Annotated in this window: 22 protein-coding genes and 1 pseudogene; 12 read left to right on the top strand and 11 right to left on the bottom strand. The window is 64.2% G+C overall.

Going from position 1 to position 21,444, the window contains the following annotated elements:
• Positions 1-53: 53 nt before the first annotated feature.
• Together AC3FKG_RS14380 and AC3FKG_RS14375 are read right to left on the bottom strand one after the other, a co-directional pair.
• Positions 54-1,046 (bottom strand): NADPH:quinone reductase, encoded by a 993-nt coding sequence (locus AC3FKG_RS14380; RefSeq protein ID WP_488743392.1) that lies wholly within the window; start codon positions 1,044-1,046, stop codon positions 54-56.
• Between the two features lie 54 nt (positions 1,047-1,100).
• Positions 1,101-1,946: a TauD/TfdA dioxygenase family protein gene (locus AC3FKG_RS14375; RefSeq protein WP_483711702.1), complete on the bottom strand. Its 846-nt coding sequence runs from the start codon at positions 1,944-1,946 to the stop codon at positions 1,101-1,103.
• A gap of 231 nt (positions 1,947-2,177) precedes the next feature.
• On the opposite strand from AC3FKG_RS14375, the gene AC3FKG_RS14370 reads away from it, so the two are divergent.
• Positions 2,178-3,221 (top strand): AraC family transcriptional regulator, encoded by a 1,044-nt coding sequence (locus tag AC3FKG_RS14370; protein ID WP_483711701.1) that lies wholly within the window; start codon positions 2,178-2,180, stop codon positions 3,219-3,221.
• 90 nt (positions 3,222-3,311) lie between these two features.
• Here AC3FKG_RS14370 and AC3FKG_RS14365 read toward each other — a convergent pair whose 3' ends face one another.
• Entirely contained in the window at positions 3,312-4,856 is a 1,545-nt protein-coding gene (locus AC3FKG_RS14365) for a tripartite tricarboxylate transporter permease (protein ID WP_483711700.1), read from the bottom strand.
• A gap of 4 nt (positions 4,857-4,860) precedes the next feature.
• A complete protein-coding gene (locus tag AC3FKG_RS14360) occupies positions 4,861-5,352 on the bottom strand; it encodes a tripartite tricarboxylate transporter TctB family protein (RefSeq protein ID WP_483711699.1) in 492 nt (163 codons plus the stop codon).
• A gap of 476 nt (positions 5,353-5,828) precedes the next feature.
• Between AC3FKG_RS14360 and madL the strand changes: the two genes are divergently transcribed.
• The 7 genes from madL (at position 5,829) to AC3FKG_RS14325 (ending at position 11,779) form a co-directional block, all read left to right on the top strand.
• A complete protein-coding gene (madL, locus tag AC3FKG_RS14355) occupies positions 5,829-6,224 on the top strand; it encodes a malonate transporter subunit MadL (protein WP_483711698.1) in 396 nt (131 codons plus the stop codon).
• Positions 6,225-6,238: 14 nt separating this feature from the next.
• On the top strand, positions 6,239-7,021 hold the full coding sequence (madM, locus tag AC3FKG_RS14350; protein ID WP_483711697.1) for a malonate transporter subunit MadM: 783 nt from the start codon (positions 6,239-6,241) through the stop codon (positions 7,019-7,021).
• Positions 7,022-7,243: 222 nt separating this feature from the next.
• Positions 7,244-8,212, top strand: a complete 969-nt coding sequence (locus AC3FKG_RS14345; RefSeq protein WP_483711696.1) for a tripartite tricarboxylate transporter substrate binding protein — start codon at positions 7,244-7,246, stop codon at positions 8,210-8,212.
• A complete protein-coding gene (locus AC3FKG_RS14340; protein ID WP_483714520.1) occupies positions 8,212-9,507 on the top strand; it encodes a 3-isopropylmalate dehydratase large subunit in 1,296 nt (431 codons plus the stop codon). The genes AC3FKG_RS14345 and AC3FKG_RS14340 overlap by 1 nt, the downstream gene beginning before the upstream one ends.
• Complete coding sequence (locus tag AC3FKG_RS14335) at positions 9,504-10,034, top strand: LeuD/DmdB family oxidoreductase small subunit (protein ID WP_483711695.1); 531 nt, start codon at positions 9,504-9,506, stop codon at positions 10,032-10,034. The genes AC3FKG_RS14340 and AC3FKG_RS14335 overlap by 4 nt, the downstream gene beginning before the upstream one ends.
• Positions 10,031-10,885, top strand: coding sequence for an isocitrate lyase/PEP mutase family protein (locus tag AC3FKG_RS14330; RefSeq protein WP_483711694.1), 855 nt, complete (start codon positions 10,031-10,033; stop codon positions 10,883-10,885). Before AC3FKG_RS14335 ends, AC3FKG_RS14330 begins: the two co-directional genes overlap by 4 nt.
• A gap of 72 nt (positions 10,886-10,957) precedes the next feature.
• Entirely contained in the window at positions 10,958-11,779 is an 822-nt protein-coding gene (locus tag AC3FKG_RS14325) for a GntR family transcriptional regulator (protein WP_483711693.1), read from the top strand.
• A 73-nt stretch (positions 11,780-11,852) separates the two neighbouring features.
• On the opposite strand, the gene AC3FKG_RS14320 is transcribed toward AC3FKG_RS14325, so the two are convergent.
• Positions 11,853-13,016, bottom strand: coding sequence for a hypothetical protein (locus AC3FKG_RS14320; RefSeq protein ID WP_483711692.1), 1,164 nt, complete (start codon positions 13,014-13,016; stop codon positions 11,853-11,855).
• A gap of 283 nt (positions 13,017-13,299) precedes the next feature.
• On the opposite strand from AC3FKG_RS14320, the pseudogene AC3FKG_RS14315 reads away from it, so the two are divergent.
• Positions 13,300-13,517: pseudogene (locus AC3FKG_RS14315) on the top strand (hypothetical protein); the annotation flags it as partial.
• 145 nt (positions 13,518-13,662) lie between these two features.
• A complete protein-coding gene (locus AC3FKG_RS14310) occupies positions 13,663-14,580 on the top strand; it encodes a bestrophin family protein (RefSeq protein ID WP_483711691.1) in 918 nt (305 codons plus the stop codon).
• An 85-nt stretch (positions 14,581-14,665) separates the two neighbouring features.
• Here the strand turns inward: AC3FKG_RS14310 and AC3FKG_RS14305 are convergent, their stop codons facing one another.
• On the bottom strand, positions 14,666-14,791 hold the full coding sequence (locus AC3FKG_RS14305) for a hypothetical protein (protein ID WP_483711690.1): 126 nt from the start codon (positions 14,789-14,791) through the stop codon (positions 14,666-14,668).
• A gap of 44 nt (positions 14,792-14,835) precedes the next feature.
• Entirely contained in the window at positions 14,836-15,768 is a 933-nt protein-coding gene (locus tag AC3FKG_RS14300; RefSeq protein ID WP_483711689.1) for a LysR family transcriptional regulator, read from the bottom strand.
• 152 nt (positions 15,769-15,920) lie between these two features.
• Here AC3FKG_RS14300 and nfsB point away from each other — a divergent pair, with 152 nt between their 5' ends.
• Complete coding sequence (gene nfsB / locus AC3FKG_RS14295; protein ID WP_483711688.1) at positions 15,921-16,574, top strand: oxygen-insensitive NAD(P)H nitroreductase; 654 nt, start codon at positions 15,921-15,923, stop codon at positions 16,572-16,574.
• Positions 16,575-16,667: 93 nt separating this feature from the next.
• Here the strand turns inward: nfsB and AC3FKG_RS14290 are convergent, their stop codons facing one another.
• Positions 16,668-17,318 (bottom strand): carbonic anhydrase, encoded by a 651-nt coding sequence (locus AC3FKG_RS14290; protein WP_483711687.1) that lies wholly within the window; start codon positions 17,316-17,318, stop codon positions 16,668-16,670.
• A 575-nt stretch (positions 17,319-17,893) separates the two neighbouring features.
• On the opposite strand from AC3FKG_RS14290, the gene AC3FKG_RS14285 reads away from it, so the two are divergent.
• The gene (locus AC3FKG_RS14285; protein WP_483711686.1) at positions 17,894-18,037 is read left to right on the top strand and encodes a hypothetical protein; all 144 of its coding nucleotides are present in this window, start codon (positions 17,894-17,896) and stop codon (positions 18,035-18,037) included.
• Positions 18,038-18,088: 51 nt separating this feature from the next.
• Here the strand turns inward: AC3FKG_RS14285 and AC3FKG_RS14280 are convergent, their stop codons facing one another.
• The 3 genes from AC3FKG_RS14280 to pgi all read right to left on the bottom strand — a co-directional run bounded on the left by AC3FKG_RS14280 (position 18,089) and on the right by pgi (position 21,428).
• The gene (locus AC3FKG_RS14280; protein WP_483711685.1) at positions 18,089-18,997 is read right to left on the bottom strand and encodes a carbohydrate kinase family protein; all 909 of its coding nucleotides are present in this window, start codon (positions 18,995-18,997) and stop codon (positions 18,089-18,091) included.
• 70 nt (positions 18,998-19,067) lie between these two features.
• Positions 19,068-19,763: a 6-phosphogluconolactonase gene (gene pgl, locus AC3FKG_RS14275; RefSeq protein WP_483711684.1), complete on the bottom strand. Its 696-nt coding sequence runs from the start codon at positions 19,761-19,763 to the stop codon at positions 19,068-19,070.
• Positions 19,764-19,796: 33 nt separating this feature from the next.
• Positions 19,797-21,428, bottom strand: a complete 1,632-nt coding sequence (gene pgi, locus AC3FKG_RS14270) for a glucose-6-phosphate isomerase (protein WP_483711683.1) — start codon at positions 21,426-21,428, stop codon at positions 19,797-19,799.
• Positions 21,429-21,444: the final 16 nt, after the last annotated feature.

Raw genomic sequence — 21,444 nt, 5'->3', positions numbered from 1 at the left:
GGGCGGACAAGTGTCCGCCCATGTTTGCGCTTGTCGCCCGCGTTGCCGTACCGCTATTCCGTATCGCACCGGACCACGACCGTGCCCAGCTTGGTGCCGGCTTCGACAGCCAGATGCGCTTTTGCGGTGTCGCGCAAGTCGAAGACGCTGTCGACAGCATGAACGGCATCGGGGACGTCTTTCATCCAGCGCCCTAATCCTTCCTGGGCAATCCGGCGCAACTCGTAGGGCAAGCCCGGCAGGTACAGGCCCTGCAGGCAGAGATTCTTGCGAATCAGCGTGACCAATGGAAGTTCGGGGAGCTGCGCGCCGCTGGCATACGAGATCCACTGCGCCTGATTGGCGGCGACCTCCAGGCAAAGCCTTGCATTGTCGACCGCATCGACATCGACGATGTGATCGACACCGTGTCCCTGTGTGGCTTCCAGAATCCGCTGCGCGGCGCCTGGCGCCGTGTAGTCGACCACGACATCGGCGCCACCGCGTGTGGCATGGGCCGCCTTGGGCCCGGAGCTGGTGGTGGCAATGACATGGGCACCGCCCCACCTGGCGAGCTGCACCGCATAGTGCCCGACAGCCCCGGCACCGCCAGTCACGAGGACGAACTTGCCCCGGATCGTGCCGCGCTGGAACAGGCTGATGTAGGCGGTCATTGCCGGAATGCCCAGGCAGGCACCCTGGATAAAGTCCAGATGCGCGGGCAGCGGTGACGTCAAGGCGTGCGGCACGCAGATGAATTCGGCAGCCGTGCCAAAGGCGCGCCCGCGCTGTCCGAAATGCAGCCAGACACGCGAGCCCAGCAGCTTGGGGTCGACACCATCTCCAACCGCGTCGATCACGCCCGCGCCATCGCTGTTCGGAATAATGAGCGGGAATTCCATGCCGCCATGCATGCGGCCGGCCCGCCGGTTCGCGTCGGCCGGGTTGACGCCCGACGCGTGGAGTTGCACGCGGACTTCGCCCGGCGCCGGTTGCGGCGTGGGCAGGTCGCCGTAGGTCAGTACCTCGGCCGCCAGCCCCTGTTTCTCATACCAGATCGCCTTCACGATGCGCCTGTCGCATGACGCAAGACGGCCGCCAGGCCGCGGCCCGCTTGCGAATCAGTAGGGAATATCGCCGATGATGCCGGCGCGCTCCAGCTTGCGCGGTGCCGGGAAGTAATCGTTGAGGGCATAGTGCTGCGTGCAGCGGTTGTCCCAGATCGCAACGTCGCCTTCCTGCCAGGACCAGCGCACCTGGTACTCGGGGATGGTGGCGCGGCTGTTCAGGTATTGCAGCAGCAGCGGGCCGCCGGGCGACTTGTCGATGCCGTAGCGCACGTTTTCCGGGGTGCTGTAGTTGGTGAAGTGCGTCGTGAACGAAGCGCCGACGAAGAGGATCTTCTCCCCGGTTTCCGGATGGGTGCGTACCACCGGATGCTCCACCGGCGGGTGATCCTTGGCCAGCTTGGCGCGGTTCTCCGGCGTCATGACTGCACCGAAGCTGTGCTCGATGCTGGCCCTGGCGCGCAGGCCGTCGATCTTCTTCTTGATGTCTTCCGGCAGTTCCTCGTACGCCTTCACCATGTTGACCCAGATGGTGTCGCCGCCGATCTCGGGGCATTCGATGCAGCGCAGCACGGCTCCCATGGCGGGATTGGGACGCCAGAGGCCGTCGCAGTGATAGCTGTTCTCGTAGCTGTGCGGGTTGTCGCTGCGGTAGACCTTCACCAGACCCGGGTGCTCGGGAACACTGCCGGCGACAGGGTGGTCTTCCAGTTCGCCGAAGCAGCGCGCGAACGCCACGTGTTCAGCGCGCGTGATTTCCTGCTTGCGTAAGAACAGGACCCGGTGTTTGAGCAGCGCCGCCTTGATCTCGGCGAAGAGCGCCGGATCGCGCGCCGCGTCGCCGAGGTTGACGCCAGAAATCTCGGCCCCGATGGCGGGGGTGATTTGCCTGATCTTCATTTCCAAGTCTCCTACGGTGCCGATGCATGCAAGGGAGGTTGCATCGCGCTCGACCGGTTCTTGATTTGCACTCCCGGATCATCCGTCGCGGCGACATTTTCCGCTTGGCCTTGCACGCCGCGAACTTGGCTTTCTACGACAGGGATGACGCCTGAAGCGCACGGGTTATTGTCAGTTGACAATACGTGACAGCCATTTATCATGAGCCGTCAACTTTCTGCGTGGTCCCCGATGTCGTTACTTGTCCGCGCCGCGGCCCTCACCAACTACAGCGAGGTGGCTCGTGCCGCCGGGTTGAATCCGGAGCGGATGATGATGGATGCAGGAATCAGTCCGAGCGTGCTGCACGAGCCGGACCTGATGATTCCGGTCGAGCGCTTCGGGCGGCTGCTCCAGGCGTCCGCGACCCTGTCGGGCAATGAGAGTTTCGGGCTGTGCATGGCCGAATCCCGCCTGTTGTCCAATCTCGGCGCAGTCGGCATGCTGGTCCGCGATCAGGCCACGCTGCGCGACGCGCTTGGCATGCTGATGCGCTACCAGCCGATGCTCAATGGGGCGCAGTCGCTCGGGGTCGAGGAATGTGGCGAACTGGTCATCATTCGCGAGGCGCTGATCGCCGGCAACCCTAATCAGCCGACCCGCCAGCGGGTGGAGCTGGCGCTTGGTGTCATGGTGCGGTTGATACGCCAGCTCATCCGTCCGGACTGGCAGCCGCAACGCGTGTGTTTCGAGCACGCCGCGCCGGCCGATCTCAGTGCCCATCAGCGGTTTTTCGGCCCTTACGTCCAGTTCGATTGTGACTTCAACGGCATCGTCTGCGCCAAGGCCGATCTGGACGCGCGCAACCCCTGGGCCGATCCGGCCATGGTGCGCTACGCGCAGCGGCTGATCGACGATTCCGGCGTGCCGCAACAGTCGACCATGCTGGAAGACGTACGCCGCACGATCCCGCTGCTATTGCCGAGCGGGCGCTGCAGCATCGAGCAGGTGGCCGAACACATGGGCGTGGTATGCCGCACGGTCCAGCGCCGGCTGGCGGAACAGGGCCAGAGTTTCTCGTCGATCGTCAACGACATCCGCATAGAGCTTGCGACGCGCCATGTTGTCGAGAGCGATCGACCGCTGACCGAGGTGGCGACGTTGCTCGGTTTTTCCGCACCTAGTGGGTTCTCGCGCTGGTATCACACGCAGTTCGGATGCAGCCCGAAGGAAAGCCGGGCCGCAAGCGGCGCGGCGCGCCGGCAGGCCGGGGTTTCGGGGGAGAGCGGGGCATAACCCCGGGTGGTACACCAACAATGCAAAGCCCCGGAAAGACATGGTCTTCCGGGGCTTTGCACGTCGGCGCTTCCGTTCAGCCGGCCGCCATTACTCGTTCACCGCCAGCCCGGCATCCGGCACCTCGACCACCGGCGCCTTCTTGCCACCGCGCGCGCGCCATGCGGACCACGTGACCGCGATCACCAGCAGCGCGGAGATCACCACGAACACGCAGCTGATCGGCCGTTCCACGAACACCGCCAGGTCGCCGCGCGACAGCAGCAACGCGCGGCGGAAATTCTCCTCGACCATCGGCCCGAGCACGAAGCCCAGCAGGATCGGCGCCACCGAGAAGTTCAGGACCATCAGCAACGCCCCAATCAGGCCGAAGGCCAGGACTTCCCAGATCTGGAACAGGCTGCTTTGCGTGCTGAACACGCCCACGGCGATAAAGAACATGGCCGACGGGAACAGATAGCGGTAGGGCACCTGCAGCAGCTTCACCCACACGCCGATCATCGGCACGTTGAGGATCATCAGGATGACGTTGCCGATCCAGAAGCTGGCAATCAGACCCCAGAAGATGTCCGGGTGGTCGCTGATCAGCTGCGGACCCGGTGCGATCCCCTGGATCATCAGCGCGCCCAGGATCAGCGCCATCACCGCATCGCCTGGAATGCCGAGGCTCATCGTCGGGATGAAGTCCACCTGCGTCTTCGAGTGCGACGATGCCTCCGGCGCAGCCACGCCGGCGATCATGCCGGTGCCGAATTTCTCGGGCGACTTCGAGATCTTGCGCTCCAGCGCATAGGCCACGAAGGTCGTGATCGTCGGGCCGGTGCCGGGCATGGCGCCGAACAGCGTACCCACGCCGGTGCCGCGCACCATCGGCCAGAACGCCTGCTTCAGCTCGGCCAGGCTCGGACGCATGTCGCGGATGCGCAGCTTGGCGTTGCTGGTCACCGTCTTCATGCGGTTGACGTTTAGGATGAAGTCCGCCACGCCGAACAGGCCCATGGCGATGGCCACCAGTTCGAGTCCGTCGCTCAGTTCAGGAATGCCCATCGCAAAGCGGAACGTGCCGGTATTGACGTCCGTCCCCACCACGCCGCAGAGCAAGCCAAACAGTGTCATCGCCACGCCCTTGAGCGGCGACCCGCGCGACATCGTCGATCCCGCCAGCAGCCCGAGCAGCATGATCGAGAAGATCTCCGCGGGGCCGAACTTGAATGCGATGGCGGTCAGCAATGGCGATGCGAAGATCATCACCAGGATGCCCACCGACGCGGCAAAAAACGAGCAGATCATGGTGATGCCCAGCGCCGTGCCGCCCTTGCCGGCACGCGTCATCGGATACCCGTCGAGGCACGTCACGGCGTGCGGTGGATGCGAGGGCAGGTTGAGCAGGATGGCGCCAATGGCGCCCCCATATTGCGAACCATAGAAGATGCCGGCCAGCATCAGGATGGCGGGCACGGGATGCATCGCGTAGGTCAGCGGCAACAGGATCGAAATGGCGGAGAGCGCGCCCATGCCGGGCAGCACGCCGATCAGGTTGCCGACCAGCACGCCAAAGAACGACCACATCAGGTTGCTGCCCTGGAACGCCACGCCGAAGCCGAACCAGAGGTCATGCAGTGCATTCGATACCATGGCTTCACCTTCCCCAGATAAACAGCGGCAGCTGGATCTGCAGCAGCCAAGAGAACACCACGGCCGCGATCACGCACATCGCCACCGCCAGGCCGGCAGCCTGCTTGATGTTGTTGGTGCGGTCGCCGAGCGCCGAGATGAAGACGATGGCAAACGTCGCCGGAATCATGCCGCCATAAACGCCGAACAGCAGGAACGCGAGCGTGCCCAGCACGATGCAGACCGTGCCGCGCAGGTCGGGCGCCGCATGGCTGTGCCCATGTCCCGACGCCTGTTCGGCTTGCGCCGATGGCGCCGGCTCATTGCGGGCGGACATGGCGATCAGCACGCCAACCAATGTCAGCAGCGTGCCAATGGCCACGGGGAAGAAGCCCGGACCCATATGGCTGAGCGTGCCCGTGCGGTACTGCAGACCGGCAAATACCGCTGCCAGCCCTGTCAGCACCATCAGGGCGCCGCCGTAATAGTCCTTCTTGAAGCTTGGGGCCCGGTTCATTGGTCGGCCCCCCGGCAGCCCTGCGGTGGGCGCTGCATAGTGTGATCGAACATCGTCTGTCTCCTTCGGTGCCCGCGCATGCGGGTCAGGCAAATCTACAAGCGATGTCTTGCAACGGGCTTTCAGGCGGCTTGCGGGAACCTTACGAAATACATCATGACGTGATGTATCTGGCGCGGGAGAGGGTGGCCTCGGTGTAATCCCCTGTATTGAATGTAAGGCGGCGATAGTTGTATTAAGGAGGGGACAGGCATGTCGCCTGATAGGGAGGCAGCACGTCTTTTGGGGATACCGTTGGCGCGCAAGTAGATGGGAAAAATGTGCTTCCGGAGGGGGCCGCCGATCGGAATGCTTAACCGTACCGTAATGATCGGGCGTTGCTCGTTGATTGATGCTGGCCCGCGCGGTTCCTAGAGTTGTCTGCAAATGACCGGCTCCGCGACATGCGGTGCCTAGAACGCCAACTGGAGACAACCATGATCATCTACGGCACCGCATTACTGGCCATCTGCCATCTCGTGGGCCTGTATCTCGGCGACCTGCTGGGCGCCGCCATCGGCGTCAAGTCCAACGTCGGCGGCGTGGGCATCGCCATGCTGCTGCTGATATTCCTGCGGCTCTACCTGCATGACCGGGGCCTGATGCCGAAAGAGACGGAGGCCGGTGTGGGCTTCTGGGGCGCGATGTATATCCCCGTGGTCGTGGCGATGGCCGCACAGCAGAATGTGGTGGCGGCGCTGCGTGGCGGTCCGGTCGCATTGCTGGCGGCCATCCTGTCGGTGGCGGCCTGCGCCTGCCTGATTGCGCTGCTCAGCCGCTCCGGCGACCACGAGCCGCTGCCGCCGCTGCCGGTCGAAGCCGTTTCCCGATAAGCCAGGAGATCGCCATGACTATCGCTTCCCCGGCCACGATGTTCGACAACGTCCTGCTTCACAACGGCCTGGTAACGGCATTCGCCACCGTAGGCATCGTGATGTGGGTGTCTTCCCAGATATCGAAGCGGCTGACGAAAGGGCGCCTGCATGCCTCGGCCATCGCCATCATGATCGGCCTGGCGCTGGCGTACTACGGCGGCGTGGTGACCGGCAAGGAAAAAGGGCTGGCCGATTTCGCGCTGTTCTCGGGCATCGGCCTGATGGGCGGTGCCATGCTGCGTGACTTTGCCATTGTCGCCACAGCCTTCGAGGTGCAGGTGCGCGAGGCCCGCAAGGCGGGCATGGTGGGTGCCGTGTCGCTGTTGCTGGGGACCGTGGTGCCGTTCATCGTCGGCGCGCTGGTGGCACGGGCATTCGGCTACAGCGATGCCGTCAGCATGACGACCATCGGCGCCGGCGCGGTGACCTATATCGTCGGCCCCGTGACCGGCGCGGCGCTGGGCGCCAGTTCCGACGTGATTGCGCTGTCGATTGCCACCGGGCTCATCAAGGCCATTATCGTGATGGTCGGCACGCCGTTTGCGGCCGGCTTCCTCGGACTGAACAACCCGCGCGCCGCGATGGTGTTCGGCGGGCTGGCCGGTACGGTCAGCGGCGTATCAGCCGGCCTGGCGGCCACCGATCGCCGGCTGGTGCCCTATGGCGCGCTGGTGGCCACGTTCCACACGGGGCTCGGGTGCCTGCTCGGGCCGTCGGTGCTGTACCTGGCCACCAAGGCGCTGGTGGGCGGTTGATCAGAAGTTTCACATCGTGCACTGCCTGCAGCCGTGGGTATGGTACTGGCCGCGAGCCTGAGGTGCCGGTCGCGGCCAGCGGACCTCATCCGGTGCACATCTCGCTCTGCCCTGGCCGCACTGGTCTGGTAGACAGGACCACCCGGTTCCATTGAACGGCCTGGCGGCCGGGCATACAGTCGGACTGCCCCTGAAGCAGACAAGACAGGGGTGGAGACTGATATGCCCCTGAGCAGAAGACAATTACTGGCCGGCGCTGCGCTGGCAACCCTCGCCACGATCGCACCCGCCGCGCAGGCCGCCGCGGACAAGCCGATCACGATCGTGGTCGGCAGCCCGGCGGGTGGTACCACCGATGCGCTGGCGCGTTTGATTGCCCGGTCGATGGGCGACACGCTGCATCGCAGCGTGGTGGTCGACAACAAGCCCGGCGCCGGTGGCAATATCGCCGCGCAGTACGTGGCGCGCAGTGCCCCGGACGGTTTCACGCTGCTGATGAGTTTCACCGGCCATACCATCAACGCGTCGCTGTACAAGAACCTGCCGTTCGACGCGGTCAGGGACTTCACGCCGATCTCGATGGTCGCGCGCGTGCCCAGCGTGCTGGTGGCGCGCAAGAGCGCGCCGTTCGACAATACCGCGGGCCTGATCGATTACGCGAAGCGCAATCCAGGTAAGCTCAGCTTTGCCATCGGCGCGCAAGGTTCGTCGCTGCATTTGGCCAGCGAGCAGTTCAAGCAGCAGACCGGCACGGATATTCTCAATATCCCGTACAAGGGCACCAATCCCGCGCTGACCGACCTGCTGGCCGGCACCGTGGACCTGATGTTCGCCAGCACCGTCAATGTGCTGCCGCACGTCAAATCCGGCACGCTAAAGATCCTGGGCGTCAGCAGCAAGCAGCCGCTGGCGCAGTTCCCGGGCGTGCCGGCAATTGGCGGCACCGTGAAGGGCTTCGAGTCATCGGCGTGGTTCGGACTGTTCGGGCCCGCCAAGCTGCCGCAGGCCACTACCGACCAGCTTTATCGCGCGGTCAAGATCGCGGTGGAAGATCCTGCCTACAAGCAGCGCATGGAGGCCGAGGCGGCCAGCGCCGTCAGCATGACGCCCCAGGCGTTCGCGCAGTTTGTGCGCAGCGATATCCAGCATTGGGCCAAGGTGATCCAGGCGTCGGGCACGCGGGTGGAATGATGGCGCAGGATTCAGTACAGGGCGCGCCGCAGACCCTGGCGCAGAAGCTGCTGGCGCGCGCGGCCGGCCGCACGCACGTCACGCCGGGAGAGATTGCCACCTGCCGCGTGGATCTGGCGATGATGCACGACTCGGGCGGTCCGCGCCGGGTGCAGCCGCTGCTGGAGAAGATCGGCGCCCGCGTCTGGGACCCGTCCAGGGTGGTGGTCGTCACCGATCACTACGTGCCGGCCCATGACCTCGACAGCCAGAGGATCGTGCAGATCGCGCGCGACTGGGTCAGGGAAACGGGCGTGGCGCGCTTCCATGACATGGAAGGCATCTGCCACGTGGTGGTGCCGCAGAAAGGCTATCTTCGCCCCGGCATGTTCGCGGTGGGCGGCGACAGCCATTCGTCGACTGGCGGCGCGTTCGGGGCCTATATGTTCGGCATCGGCGCCACCGAGATGCTTGGCGTGCTGGTGACCGGGGAGATCTGGGTGCGCGTGCCCGAGACCCTCCGCATGCAGTGGCACGGCAGGCTGGCCGCGGGCGTGTCGGCCAAGGACATGATGCTGCGCATGTGCACGCAGTTCGGCATGGACGGCGGCCAGTACCAGGCCGTGGAATACACGGGCGCTGCCGTGGCGGCGCTGTCCATGCAGGAGCGCATGACACTGTCCAACATGACCGCCGAGCTTGGCGGCCAGGTCGGCCTGGTCGCGCCGGACGCGGTCACGCGCGACTGGCTGTGCGCCGCCGGGGTCGAGGCCGAAGCCATCGACCTGGCGCGATGGACTTCCGATGCCGGCGCCGAATACCTGGCCACGCATGACTTCGACGCCGCCGCGCTCGCGCCGCAGGTGTCGCGGCCGCATACGCCGGCCGACGCCGGGGACGTCGACACCCTGGGCAATGTGGCCATCGACATCGCCTATATCGGCGCTTGCACCGGTGCCAAGCTCGACGACCTGCGCATGGCCGCGCAGGTGCTGCGGGGCCAGCGCGTGGCACGCGATACGCGGCTGCTGGTGGCGCCCGCCAGCGCCGCCGACCAGGCCCAGGCGGCGCGCGAAGGTACGCTTGCCGCGCTGGTCGGCGCAGGCGCCGAATTGCTGCCGAACGCCTGTGGCGCGTGCGCCGGCTACGGCGAGCACCGCTTTGGCGCAGACACCGTGGTGATCAGCGCCACGGCGCGTAATTTCAAGGGACGCATGGGGGCAGCCTCGTCGCAGGTCTATCTTGGTTCGCCTTACACGGTCGCCGCCTCGGCGATCGCCGGGCGCATTGCCGATCCACGGGAGATGCTGGCGTGAACCTGGCTACATCGCATGAAACGGGTCGCGCCTGGGTCTTCGGCGACGATATCAATACTGACCTGCTGGCACCTGGCGCCTACATGAAGTTCGGCATCGGGGAACTGGCACGCCATTGCATGGAGCATGTCGACCCGGCGTTCGCCGCCACGGTTCGCCCGGGCGACATCGTGTTCGGCGGGCGCAATTTCGGTGCGGGGTCCTCGCGCGAGCAGGCGGTCGAAGTGCTGCGCCACCTGGGCGTGGTCGCGGTGGTGGCGCAGTCGTTCGCGGGCCTGTTCTACCGCAACGGCTTCAACCTTGGGCTGCCCTTGTTCACTTGCCCGACGCTGCCGCGGATCGAGCCAGGACGGCGAGTGGCCTGCGATATCGACAACGCCCGGGTCGTCATCGAAGGGGCGCCGCCGGTGCAATGCGAGGCGATTCCGCCCCACCTGGTTGCCATGATCCGCGATGGCGGGCTGGTGCCGCACCTGGCGCGCAAGATCGCGGCGGGCCAACTTTCCCTGACCAGAACCACACCATGACCTTCAAGCAGCGCCTGCAACAGCCCCGCATCGTCACAGCCCCGGGCGTCTACGATGCCTTTTCCGCCTTGCTGGTGGAACAGGCCGGCTTCGAGGCGGCCTACCTGTCGGGCGCCAGCATCGCCTATACGCGCTTCGGCCGGCCGGACATCGGCTTGCTGTCGCTTGACGACGTTGCCTCGGTCACGCGCAATATCCGCGAACGCGTGGCGTTGCCGCTGATCGTCGATGCCGACACCGGCTTCGGCAACGCGCTCAATGTCGTGCAGACCGTGCGCACGCTGGAGCGTGCCGGGGCTTCTGCGATCCAGCTCGAGGACCAGGCGAGCCCCAAGCGCTGCGGCCACCTCGACGGCAAGACGGTGATTCCCGCAGCGGAGATGGCGGGCAAGATCCGCGCCGCCTGCGACGCACGCCGCGACGCCAATACGCTCATCATCGCGCGTACCGATGCGGTGGCGGTGGAGGGCATGGCAGCGGCGCTGGAACGCGCCGAGCGCTATGCCGAGGCCGGCGCGGACCTGTTGTTCGTGGAAGCGCTACGCGGCCGCGACGACATGTCGGCGGCGATCGCGCGGCTGGGGCCGCGCGCGCCGCTGCTTGCCAATATGGTCGAAGGCGGCAAGACGCCGGTGCTGCCCGCGCCGGAGCTGGAAGAGATCGGCTTCCGGGTCGTGATCTTTCCCGGCGGCACCGTGCGCGCGCTTGCCTTTGCGCTGCGCGACTACCTTCAGAGCCTGGGAGCGCACCATACCACCACGCCTTACCTGGACCGGATGCTGTCGTTCCAGGCGCTCAACGAACTGATCGGCACGCCCGAGATGCTGGCGCTGGGCAAGCGGTACGAGTAGGGCGCGGGGTCGGCTTGCCCTGGCGGTGCCACGGGCGTACCGTGGCGCCATGTTTTGCCACCGCAGTCTTCCATGCCGCTGATGACCTTCGACGCCAGTCCCGACCTGCCGCGCTTCCAGCAAGTCCGCCTGATCCTGCGCGACCGCATACGCGGCGGCTATTACGAGACCGGCATGCCGCTGCCAGGCGAGCGCCAGCTGGCCGAGGAATTCGGCGTGGCGCGCGTGACCGTGCGCTCCGCGCTGGCGCGGCTGCAGGAAGAGGGCATGGTCGCCCGGCTGCGCGGCAAGGGTACGGTGCCGACTTTCCGGCATGAGGCGCCGGCCGCCGCGGTGCAGGGCGGCCTGCTCGACAACATCGTCAGCGTCAGCATGCGCACGCGCGTGACCGTGTTGCAATGGAAGCGCATGCCGGCGCCGCCGGCGGTCAGCGCCGCGCTGGGCCTGCCGCCAGGCGCGCCCGTGCTGAAGGTCGTGCGTGTGCGCAAATTCAAGGCGCAGCCGATCGCCTACACCGAGGTCTTCGTTCCTGACGACCTTGCCGGTGCGCTCGATCGCCATACGCTGCAGGACACGCCGATGCTGGTGGCACTGGAACAGCATGGCGTGCATGTCGTGTCCGCCGACCAGACCCTGGGCGCCGCCGTGGCCGACCTGGATGTCGCGCGCATCCTGCGCATCACGCCCGGGGTGCCGCTGCTGCGCGTGGCGCGCATCGCCACGGACCGGCACGGCCGCCGCGTTCAGTACCTGGTCGGCCTATATCACCCGGAGCGGTACACCTACCAGATGCGGCTGTCGCGCGTGGGCGGCTCCACGCGCGTCTGGATCGACGCGGATGCATCCACGGCGGCGGAACAGGGCGGAGCGACGCCGGCGTTGCCATTGGAGTGAGAGGGCGTGACGCCGATGCCCCAAGATCGCGGCAGAGGATGCGGCAGATGAGGAGGTCCGCACGCGGACGGAATCAGCTCTCGCTTACGCCCGTATCGAGAATGCGCTTGTAGAAGCCGATTTCATTGATGATCGCCACGCCGGTGTTGGCCCTGAGCAAAGCCATCTGCTGTTGCGCCCGCGCTTTGTCTCCCCGCTTCGCCGCCACATAACCCAGCAGCATCCACGGATAATTCGCGCTCGGTTCGATCTGCGTGGACCAGGTTGGCGCATGCGCGTTCAAATAGGCATAACCAATGTCATACCGGCTTTGCGTTGCCGTGGAATCCGCGGATAGCGGAACGTCGTACAACTGCGGAAAGACCTGGGTGACTGTGCCGGGATAGAAGGCCGGACTGACGGTTTGTTCGACATCGGCGGCATAGAAGTTGGTTCCATTGGACAACTGTTGCATGCCAGCCGAGACCGACGCGGCCACTTGCCTGTAGTAACCGGCATCCGTTTCGCCAATCGAGTCGAGGGCGCCGGCAAAGTCGACCAGGCCACGGTAGTTCTCGGTATTGTCTTCGGTGTACGCAATATCCGATTGCCTGAAGACCGGACAATAGCTGGGATCCGTGGGCGGTGCGTAGTCTCGCCGAAATACCGGAATCAACCCGTTCGGCTTTTGCGTCGCGGCGAGGTTTGAGTAAGCAATGGATTTGAGGATTGGCAGGTTATCGCGGAACCATGCGACATCACCAGTGACCTTCAGGTATTCGGACGCCAGCGAAAGGAAGCTCGAGGCATACGAATCATTTGAGTCTGCCGGACATGCAACGGGTAAATTGGTGTCGCCGGCAAATTTTACGTCATTGATGGTGTAATTCGATTTGTCTACGTTCCGGATGTAGACGTTCATGTAATTCCGGACTTCACTGGGCCGTTCCCTGATGAACGGGAGTAATCCGAGATTTGCGAAATACCAGTTCAAGTAATTGCTGCCGATGCCGACCTGATAAGTGCCGGCGAATGGTCCGGTGGTAATCCTCAGTGCATCCAGGTGATCGAGGATTTTGAATCCTGTCGTCGAATTACTTTGCGGAGAAGTGATTTGAGAATTTTCAGTGCGCGCTGCCGGGGTCGAGCTTTCTCCGCCACCGCCACAAGCAGCCAATGCCAATGGAACGGCTGCCATCAATACCATATTTTTTAAATAAAACTGCTCACCGAAAAACTTTGTTTCTTTCACATCCATGCCAGATTTAATTTAATGATTTAAATTTAGAGCGATAATATCCCTTTCCGTCTGGAAGACAGATTATCAAATGCTGGGATTGACCAGATTGACGAACGGACGGACCACGGAAACGCGCGTTGCGCGTAGATAACAGGCGAGCGAAAGTCCGAAAACGCTATTTCGAGGCGAATTCGCCACAAAGTGCCCGATTCACCTCTAAACGACTCGACTGGTCGTAATTCGCGGAAGCGGAATGATAACCGATTGCGTCAGGGCGGCGGTCAAACGCAGATTACCGAGGCATGTCCATCTGGTTGACATCGAGACCATCGCGCCCGGCAGGATCTGCGCCTGAAAGGCCTCACCGCTATCGCCTATGCCAATATCGTGGAGGGCACGGTGGCGGCGTACTATCCGGAAGCGAACGTCCTGGTTCCGCTCGACTTCATCGACCAGGAAAGTGGCACGCCGTCGTACAAGTCGATCCTCGTGCGCGTGGTGCGTTCGGAGGTGATATGACTCGCTTCTTGCCACAAGGAGCGGCGCCCGGATAGGGCCCCCCTGGCTCGCGGGCAAGGCGCCGAGCCGCGGCAAGCGAGCCTCTGTGATTGGACCTTCGGCGGGCAAAGGTCCAAACCTGTATGCAGGTGGCTGGAGAACAATCATGATTGTGCGACCAAAGAAGAACTGGTTCAGCATGTTGTTCGTGTGGAACGGTTCAGTCCTGCAGGCGATCATTCCACAGCTTGTCTTCCTGGCACTTGTCAGTAGCTTCGCCGTGCTGACGCACGGGCGTATTCTGGGCGAGAAGATACCGCTCAATACCGCCCCGTTCACACTCTTTGGCATCGCGCTGACCATTTTCCTGGTCTTCCGGAACAACGCGAGCTATGAGCGCTTCAAGGAAGCGCGGCTGATGTGGGGCAACATGCTGATCTCCGCACGGTCGCTGACTTCGCAGTTGCTGAGTTACATCCCTGAAAACGGTAGCGTCGATCGTATCCAGCTGATCCGTAGCCTGATTGCCTTTGTGTATGCCTTGAAGCATGAGTTGCGAAAGACCGATCCGGGTTCGGATTTCACCAGACTCCTTGGGAAGGATGCCGCCGAGCGCTTGCGGCTGAAGCATTATCGACCGGTCGCGCTCCTCAATGACATCAGGTCGGAGATCGGCCGGCTCCGGTTTGCCGGAGTCGCTTCCGATGCAAGCCTGTGGCTGTTCGATACGCAGATCAATGAGCTCGAGAAGGCCGTGGGCGGTTGCGAACGGATCGCGTCGACGCCGATTCCTTTCGCGTACGGTGTCCTCTTGCACCGTACGGTATATGCATACTGCATCATGCTGCCGTTCGGGCTTGTCGATTCCACGGAATTGTTTACGCCAATCGTGTGTGTCTTTGTTGCCTATACATTGATTGCGCTGGAGGCCATCGCGGATGAAGTCTCCGAGCCATTCAGCACGGCTCCCAATGCGCTGGCGCTGGATGCCATCGCCTGCAACATCGAGCGCTCCGTGCTCGAGCTTTGTGGTGGCGAGGTTCCCGCGCCGAGGGCTCCGGATCGCCATTACCACCTGACCTGAGCGATGCTGCGCTGCCTGGCCGCACGCAGGAGCGCATCCGCTTCGCACATGGGAGCGAGAGCCTCTGCATCCCCTGACCGGCGTCTTATTTCATGTGCGCATCGCCGACCAGGTCGAGCAGCGCCCGGATTGCGCCACGGCTGTAGAGCGGGTCATCGCAATAAAGGCCGCGCGCGGCGTCGGCAGGCGCAACCTCGATGGCATCGCGCAAGGCCTGCTGCTTTTCCCCCGCAAACCGGGCAACCGGCTGTTCGCCTAGCCGCCCGTCGGTGGCGCATAGGCTGGCATCCGTTCGCTCATGGCCTTCAGTGGGACGAGCAGCGCGGCGTGCAGGTACCTGACCGCGGGCGAGAACTGGCGGCGATGCGGGCAGACCAGGTTCAGGGGTGCCAGCTCGCCTGGCTGGCCAGGCAGCAGCAGTTCCAGCCGGCCTTCTTCGACGTCATCGCAGACATCGAGCCAGGACTTGTAAGCGATGCCGCGTCCATCGAGCGCCCAGCGCCGCGCGATTTCCGCGTCGTCGCACATCAGCGCGCCCTTGATGGTGATCTGCCGCCGGGCGCCGGCGACGGGAAAGCTCCAACGGTCATGGACCCGGCCGCCCAGCACATATGGCAAGCACTGGTGCGCGAGCAAGTCATCGAGCGTCGCGGGCCGGCCGTGGCGCCGAAGATAGTCCGGAGACGCCACCAGCACGCGGCGATTGTCGGGCGCGAGGGGCAGGGCGACATAGGTAGCGCCTTCGTTCATGCCATACCGGAAGGCGACGTCCACCGGATCGCGGAAAACGTCGGAGACCTGGTCGGACAGCGACAGCCTGAGCACAAGCTTGGGGTGGGATTCCCGGAACGCGGTCAGCAGCGGCAGCAGGATATTGCGACCAAGGTCTGACGGAGCGGCGATCTTCAGCGCGCCTTGCAATGCGCGCTGCTCGCCGTGCAGGCGGTCCCGGCCTTCCTTAAGCTTGGCCAGCACCTCGTCCGCATACGGCAGGTACTGCTCGCCCTCGGCAGTGAGCCGCAGGCTGCGCGTGGACCGTGCAAACAGGCGGATGTCGAGTTCCTTCTCCAGGCGCTGGATGGCAGCGCTGACCTGTCCGGGCAGCAGGTCGGCCTCGCGCGCGGCGTTCGAGAAGCTGCCCAGCGCTGCGGTTCGCACAAAAAGCTGGAGATCGTCGAGTCTGATCATTTTCACTCTGATCGTGAAAGTCTTGGCGCATTTTCCCAGTTTTTCGACAATGCCGCAGCGACGAAAATGCCAAACATGTCGGGGCCACCCTGGCCAGACACGCAGTCGCAACGATTTCCCCGTATTTCCCGAACCACGAACTGGAGCAGAACATGAACTTCACTGACGCCGTCCTTTCCCGCCATACCGTCAAGGCTTACGAAGGCGGTCGGACCTTGCCCCAGGAACAGGTCGACATGCTGCTGGCGTGGCTGCACAACAGTCCGTCGTCGGTGAACTCGCAGCCGTGGCACTTTGTGGTGGCGTCGACGCCCGAGGGGCGCGAGACGATCGCCAGGGCGGCCACGGGGACGTTTTCCTACAACCACCCGAAGATCGTCGATGCCTCGCACGTGATCGCCCTGTGCATGCGTGCCGACCTGGACGAGGCGCATCTGCGCGCCATCCTGGCGCAGGAGGAAAGCGATGGCCGGTTCAAGACCGAAGGCGCTCGCGAAGGCCAGGACAGGAGCCGGCGTTCGTATGTGGACCTGCATCGCTACGCGCTGCGCGATGTGCCGCAATGGATGGAGAAGCAGGTCTACCTTGCCCTTGGCGGTCTGCTGCTGGGCGCTGGCATGCTGGGGATCGATGCGACGCCGATGGAGGGCTTCGACGCGTCGGCGCTGGATGCGGCACTGAACCTGCGCGAGCGTGGCCTGACCAGCGTCGTACTGGTGTCGCTGGGCCGCCGCAGCGAACAGGACTTCAATGCCGGACTGCCGAAGTCGCGCCTGCCGAAAGAGGCAGTGTTCACGAATATCTGAAGCGGATTCATCCATCGCTGCCGGGTTGGGACATGTGCCCGCGCCCGGTATCAAACTTCAGGTGTCAGGGTCCAATCACTCGCCATTGCCTTCTCAGCAAGTTCGCGAAGCGACGGCGACGGTGGTGGGTGACTCGGCAAGGGGCACAAAGCGCCGTGTCGCGCCGTCGAGTGCGTCGATGCTACCCGTCTCAATGTCGTAGACCCAGCCGTGCAAATTCATGCGTCCCTGTTCGAGCGCAAGTGCCACGGACGGATGTGTGCGCAGATTCGCCAGTTGTGCAATGACGTTCTCACGTACCAGGCCGTCAAGCTTGGCGCGAGGCGTATCGAATTGATGCGCGGAATTGATGGCTTTGGCCGCATCGGAATGACGCAACCAGTTTGCGACCGCCGGCATATGGTCAAGGCAAGTGCAACGCGAGATCGCGCCCATGGCGCCGCAGTCGGAGTGCCCGCAGATCACGATGTCATGCACGCCGAGGACTGCAACCGCATATTCGACGGTTGCCGATACGCCACCGGGTTCCGGCCCGTACGATGGGACGATGTTTCCCGCGTTTCGAATGACGAACAGTTCGCCGGGCTCACGCTGGGTGAGCAACTCGGGCACGACGCGGCTGTCCGAGCAGGTAACGAACAGGGCCTTGGGGTTTTGGCTGGTTGCAAGCTGTTTGAAGAGCTCGACACGTTGCGGATAGACCTCGCGCTGAAAGCGCAGGAAGCCGTCGATGATGTCACGCATGTGGTTCTCCGGATTCGAGTATCGGATGCTGGCATGTGATTCGAATGCCCGCGTCCGGTGCGGCAGTGATTATCGCTGAATATTGCGGCCGGGTACGCGGATGTTGCGGTGCTCAGGAATCCGAGGCACCAATAAGCATGCCGCGTGCTCTTATCGGCGTTCGTGAAGTGTAGTAAGAGTAGCACGGCGCAAGATTAATAAAATCAAGGGATTAGTCCCACGCGTACTAACATTGCGACGATTCTGCGAGTAGTAATGTTGATACTCCCGGTGGGCAAGTAGTAATGTTGGAACGATCGCTGGTCAGTCACATCGTTTCATCTTTAGTACTTTTCGCTCTGACTACGCGGCTTCGCTCTGGTTGATCAAAAGGAGGTGTTCGCGCGAAACACGCCTAAAATAGGGCTGCAATCACCGCCGAGAACCGAATACAAGGTGGCCTTGCCGCAGAGTGAGAGTAGTCGAGCAGGGGACACGATTTCTCCGAATCGCAGTAGTAAAGATGATACTTTCCGCGTGATTAAGCGCGCGGAGGAACATTTCTACGAATTGGTACCGGGATTACTACAGTTCACGTGAATTCAGATTTGCGTGCCCGACTGGTTGAGCAGGGCTACCTGCTGTCGCCCGGTACTCCAGAAGATTTCTCGCGTTTCGAGAACGAGGATATGGCGCGCTCCGCCAGGATCGTCTCGGACGCCAAGATTCACGTCGAATAGTTGTATCTAGCCAAAGAGTTTCCCGAACATTCCTGACCATGCTGCTTGCGGTCAGCCCGCCAGGCCTTCCAGTTCTTGCCGCGAGGGGGCGTATGCACCGGCATGGCCTGCAGCCACTGCCGCGGCGGCAGCGGCCATCCGCGCCTGGGCCGCAAGGTCCGCCCGGGGCTCGGCCAGCACCGCTGCTATCCACCCACCCATGGCGGCATCCCCGCAACCTACGGTGTCGGCAACGTTCACCCGGAACGCCGGTTGTTCCACCACGCTGTCGGACCAGAGCAGGGTCAGGCCCTCGGCCCCGCGCGTGAGCATGATGGTGGCGTCCGGTGCCATGGCCCGCACCTGCGCGAGCGCTGCGTCCAGGGCCAGCGCCGGAAACAGGCCCGTCAGGTCTTCATCCGAGATCTTGACGTAGGACGCCAGCCGAAGCATGTGTGCAAGCGCTTCGCCATAGCCCGGCGCGTTCATCAGCTTGCGGTAGTTCGGGTCGAAGGCAATGCGCTTGCCGGCGCCGGCTGCCTGCGTGGCTTCCTCGCACAGGCCTGCGGCAAGCGGCTGACGCGCCAGGCTGATAGAGCCAAAGTGAATGACTTCCGCCGCCTGACGCCAGCCATGCGGCAGCCGGGACGGATCGAAATGCAGGTCAGCACTGTCGTCCCCCACGAAGAAATACTGCGGAGGATGGCGCGAAGCAACAAAGGCCAGGAAGGGCGAGCGATCGACCCGTTGCAGGAAGCGCATGTCCAGGCCGGCCTGCTCGCTGGCCTGGGCCAGCTCGTCGCCGAACAGGTCCTGGCTGACGGCACCGGCAAAGGCCGTGTCGATGCCAAGGCGCGCGCCGACGCGAGCCACGTTCCAGCAGGAACCGCCTGGCAGGCCGAGCCAGCTTCCGTCGGCCTGTCGAACCATGTCGGTGAGGGCTTCGCCGAAGACGACATAGCGGGGCAAGGGCTTGGACATCGATGACTCCTGGATCTGTGCTTGCGCGAACTGTGCGGCTGGGTTGATATGGGGAAGGCTGAAGGCCGGGCTACGGCGTCCAGTAGACATCCACAGGAGTCCTTTGCTGATGCAGCAGGTAGCTGACCGGCAGCATTGGCGTGGGCTTGCGCGTTGCCGCATCGAATACCTGCTTCTTCCACGGCCCACTGAAGCCCAGCAAGACCCGGTCCGCGCCCAGCAGGGCACTCAGGTTGAGGCTGACGCGGCGATGTGGCGCGGCCCTGGGGCTCAGCCCCAGGTAGCCCGGCGGCTCGTTCAGGGACAGGCCCTCGGGCAGCTCTGGCGCATCGGGGAACAGCGACGCAGTATGGCCGTCGTCGCCCATGCCGAGGATGACGAGATCGGGCTGGCGATAGTTGCGGTTCAGTCCGGCTACGACCGCCGAGGTGTCGATCTCGTCGATCGCCGTGCAGAACGGCGGGACCGGCGGCTGGAACGATGCGCGCGACGCGGCTTGGCGCAGCAACCGGTCGCACACCAGGCGCGCATTGCTGTCGGTGTGGTCGAGGGGCACCATGCGCTCGTCGACGAGCACCACGCTCACGCGCTCCCAGGGCAGGGGGCGCTGCCGGAGGGCCTCGAACAGCGGCAGCGGCGAACGACCGCCGGAGACCGCCAGGCAAGCCTGGCCCTTTTCGGCCAAGGTACGCACCAGTTCGCCGGCCACGGCTCGTGCCATGGCTTCGACATGGGTGGTGGCATCATTGAGTTCGATCTGCCGCATGGCTCCCCCTGCAGGTCCCTGTCATCGCGCGATTCAGTGTTGCGCCGAGGTTCTGGCGTCGCACGCGCGGCGGATCAGCGCGGCTGTCGACGCGTCATGCGGCTGCGCCGGCGCACCTTCCAGTTCGCGCTCGATGGGGCCGGCCAGCTTCTTGCCAAGTTCCACGCCCCATTGATCGAAGGAGTTTATGTTCCAAAGTGCGCCCTGCACGAATGTGCGGTGCTCGCACATGGCGAGCAGGGCGCCCAGGTGGAAGGCATCCAGCTGCTGCAGCAGCAGGGTATTGCTGGGACGGTTCCCTTCGAACACCAGATGCGACACCAGCCTCTCGTCATGCTGCCCGTCGGCGCGTACCTCGTCGGCGGTGCGTCCCCGCAACAGTGCTTCGCCCTGTGCAAAGCAGTTGGCCAGCAGCTTGGTATGGTGGCCGGGGAGGTCGCTGTGAGGTCGCAGGCAGGCGATGAAGTCCACCGGTACCAGTTGCGAGCCCTGGTGCACCATCTGGAAATAGGCATGCTGGCCGTTGGTACCGGTGGTGCCCCATACCACCGCGGCCGAGCCGGTCTCCAGCGCCGCGCCGTCGTGCTGCACCGACTTGCCGTTGCTCTCCATCTCCAGTTGCTGGAGGAAGGCCGGGAGCAGTTCCATGGATTCGCAATAGGGTGCTACGCAGCGGCTGCCCGCGCCCAGGAAGCTGCGGTACCAGACATCGAGCAGGCCGAGAATCATCGGCAGGTTCTGTTCGGGCGGCGCACTGGCGAAATGCCGGTCCATGGCCCTTGCTCCGTCCAGCAGCAGACGGAACCTGTCGAAGCCGATTGCCACGGCGATCGACAGGCCGACGGCCGACCACAATGAGAAGCGCCCGCCGACCCAGTCCCAGAACGGGAACATGTTGACCGGGTCGATGCCGAATGCTTCCACGGCGTCGCGGTTGGTCGACACGGCCACGAAGTGGCGCGCCAGGTCCGCCTGCGTGGCCCCGTGGCACAGGAACCAGTCGCGCGCGGTGCGGGCGTTGGCCATGGTTTCCAGCGTGCTGAAAGTCTTGGAGCAGACGATCACCAGCGTGGTGGCGGCATCCAGGCGAGCCAGCTTGCGGGCCAGGTCACAGCCGTCCACGTTGGCGACAAAGTGCATGCGCGGCGCGGGTTCGGCATCTTGCACCAGGGCGCGGCATACCATGCGCGGCCCGAGGTCGGAACCGCCGATGCCGATGTTGACCACGTCCGTCATGGCACGGCCGTCAAAGCCTGTCCATGCGCCGCTGCGCACTTCATGCGCGAAGCGTTCCATCTGTGCGAGTACTGCCGACACATCGGGTTCTACCGGCACGCCGAGTGCCCGGTAGCCATCGCCGGGGCGGGCACGCAGCGCCATGTGGAGTGCGGCACGGCGCTCGGTGGTGTTGACCGGCTCGCCGGCAAACATGGCATCGCGATGCTCGCACACGCGCGCGTCGCGGGCCAGCTGGAAAAGCAGGGTCAGGGTTTCCTCGGTGACGCGGTTCTTCGCGTAGTCAAGGGTCAGGCCGCAGGCCTCGGCCGCCATGCGCTCGGAGCGGGCCTGGCCGTGCGGGCCCGCGAACCAGTCGCGCATATGGGCAGGACGAATCCTGGCAGCATGTTCACGCAAGGCCTGCCAGGCGGGGAGGGACGTCGACATGGGGCTGCTCCAATGG

Source organism: Cupriavidus sp. 22TCCZM04-2 (genome assembly GCF_057798895.1).
Note: the sequence above shows the minus strand (reverse complement) of the source record. Positions and strands in the feature narration are given on the sequence as shown.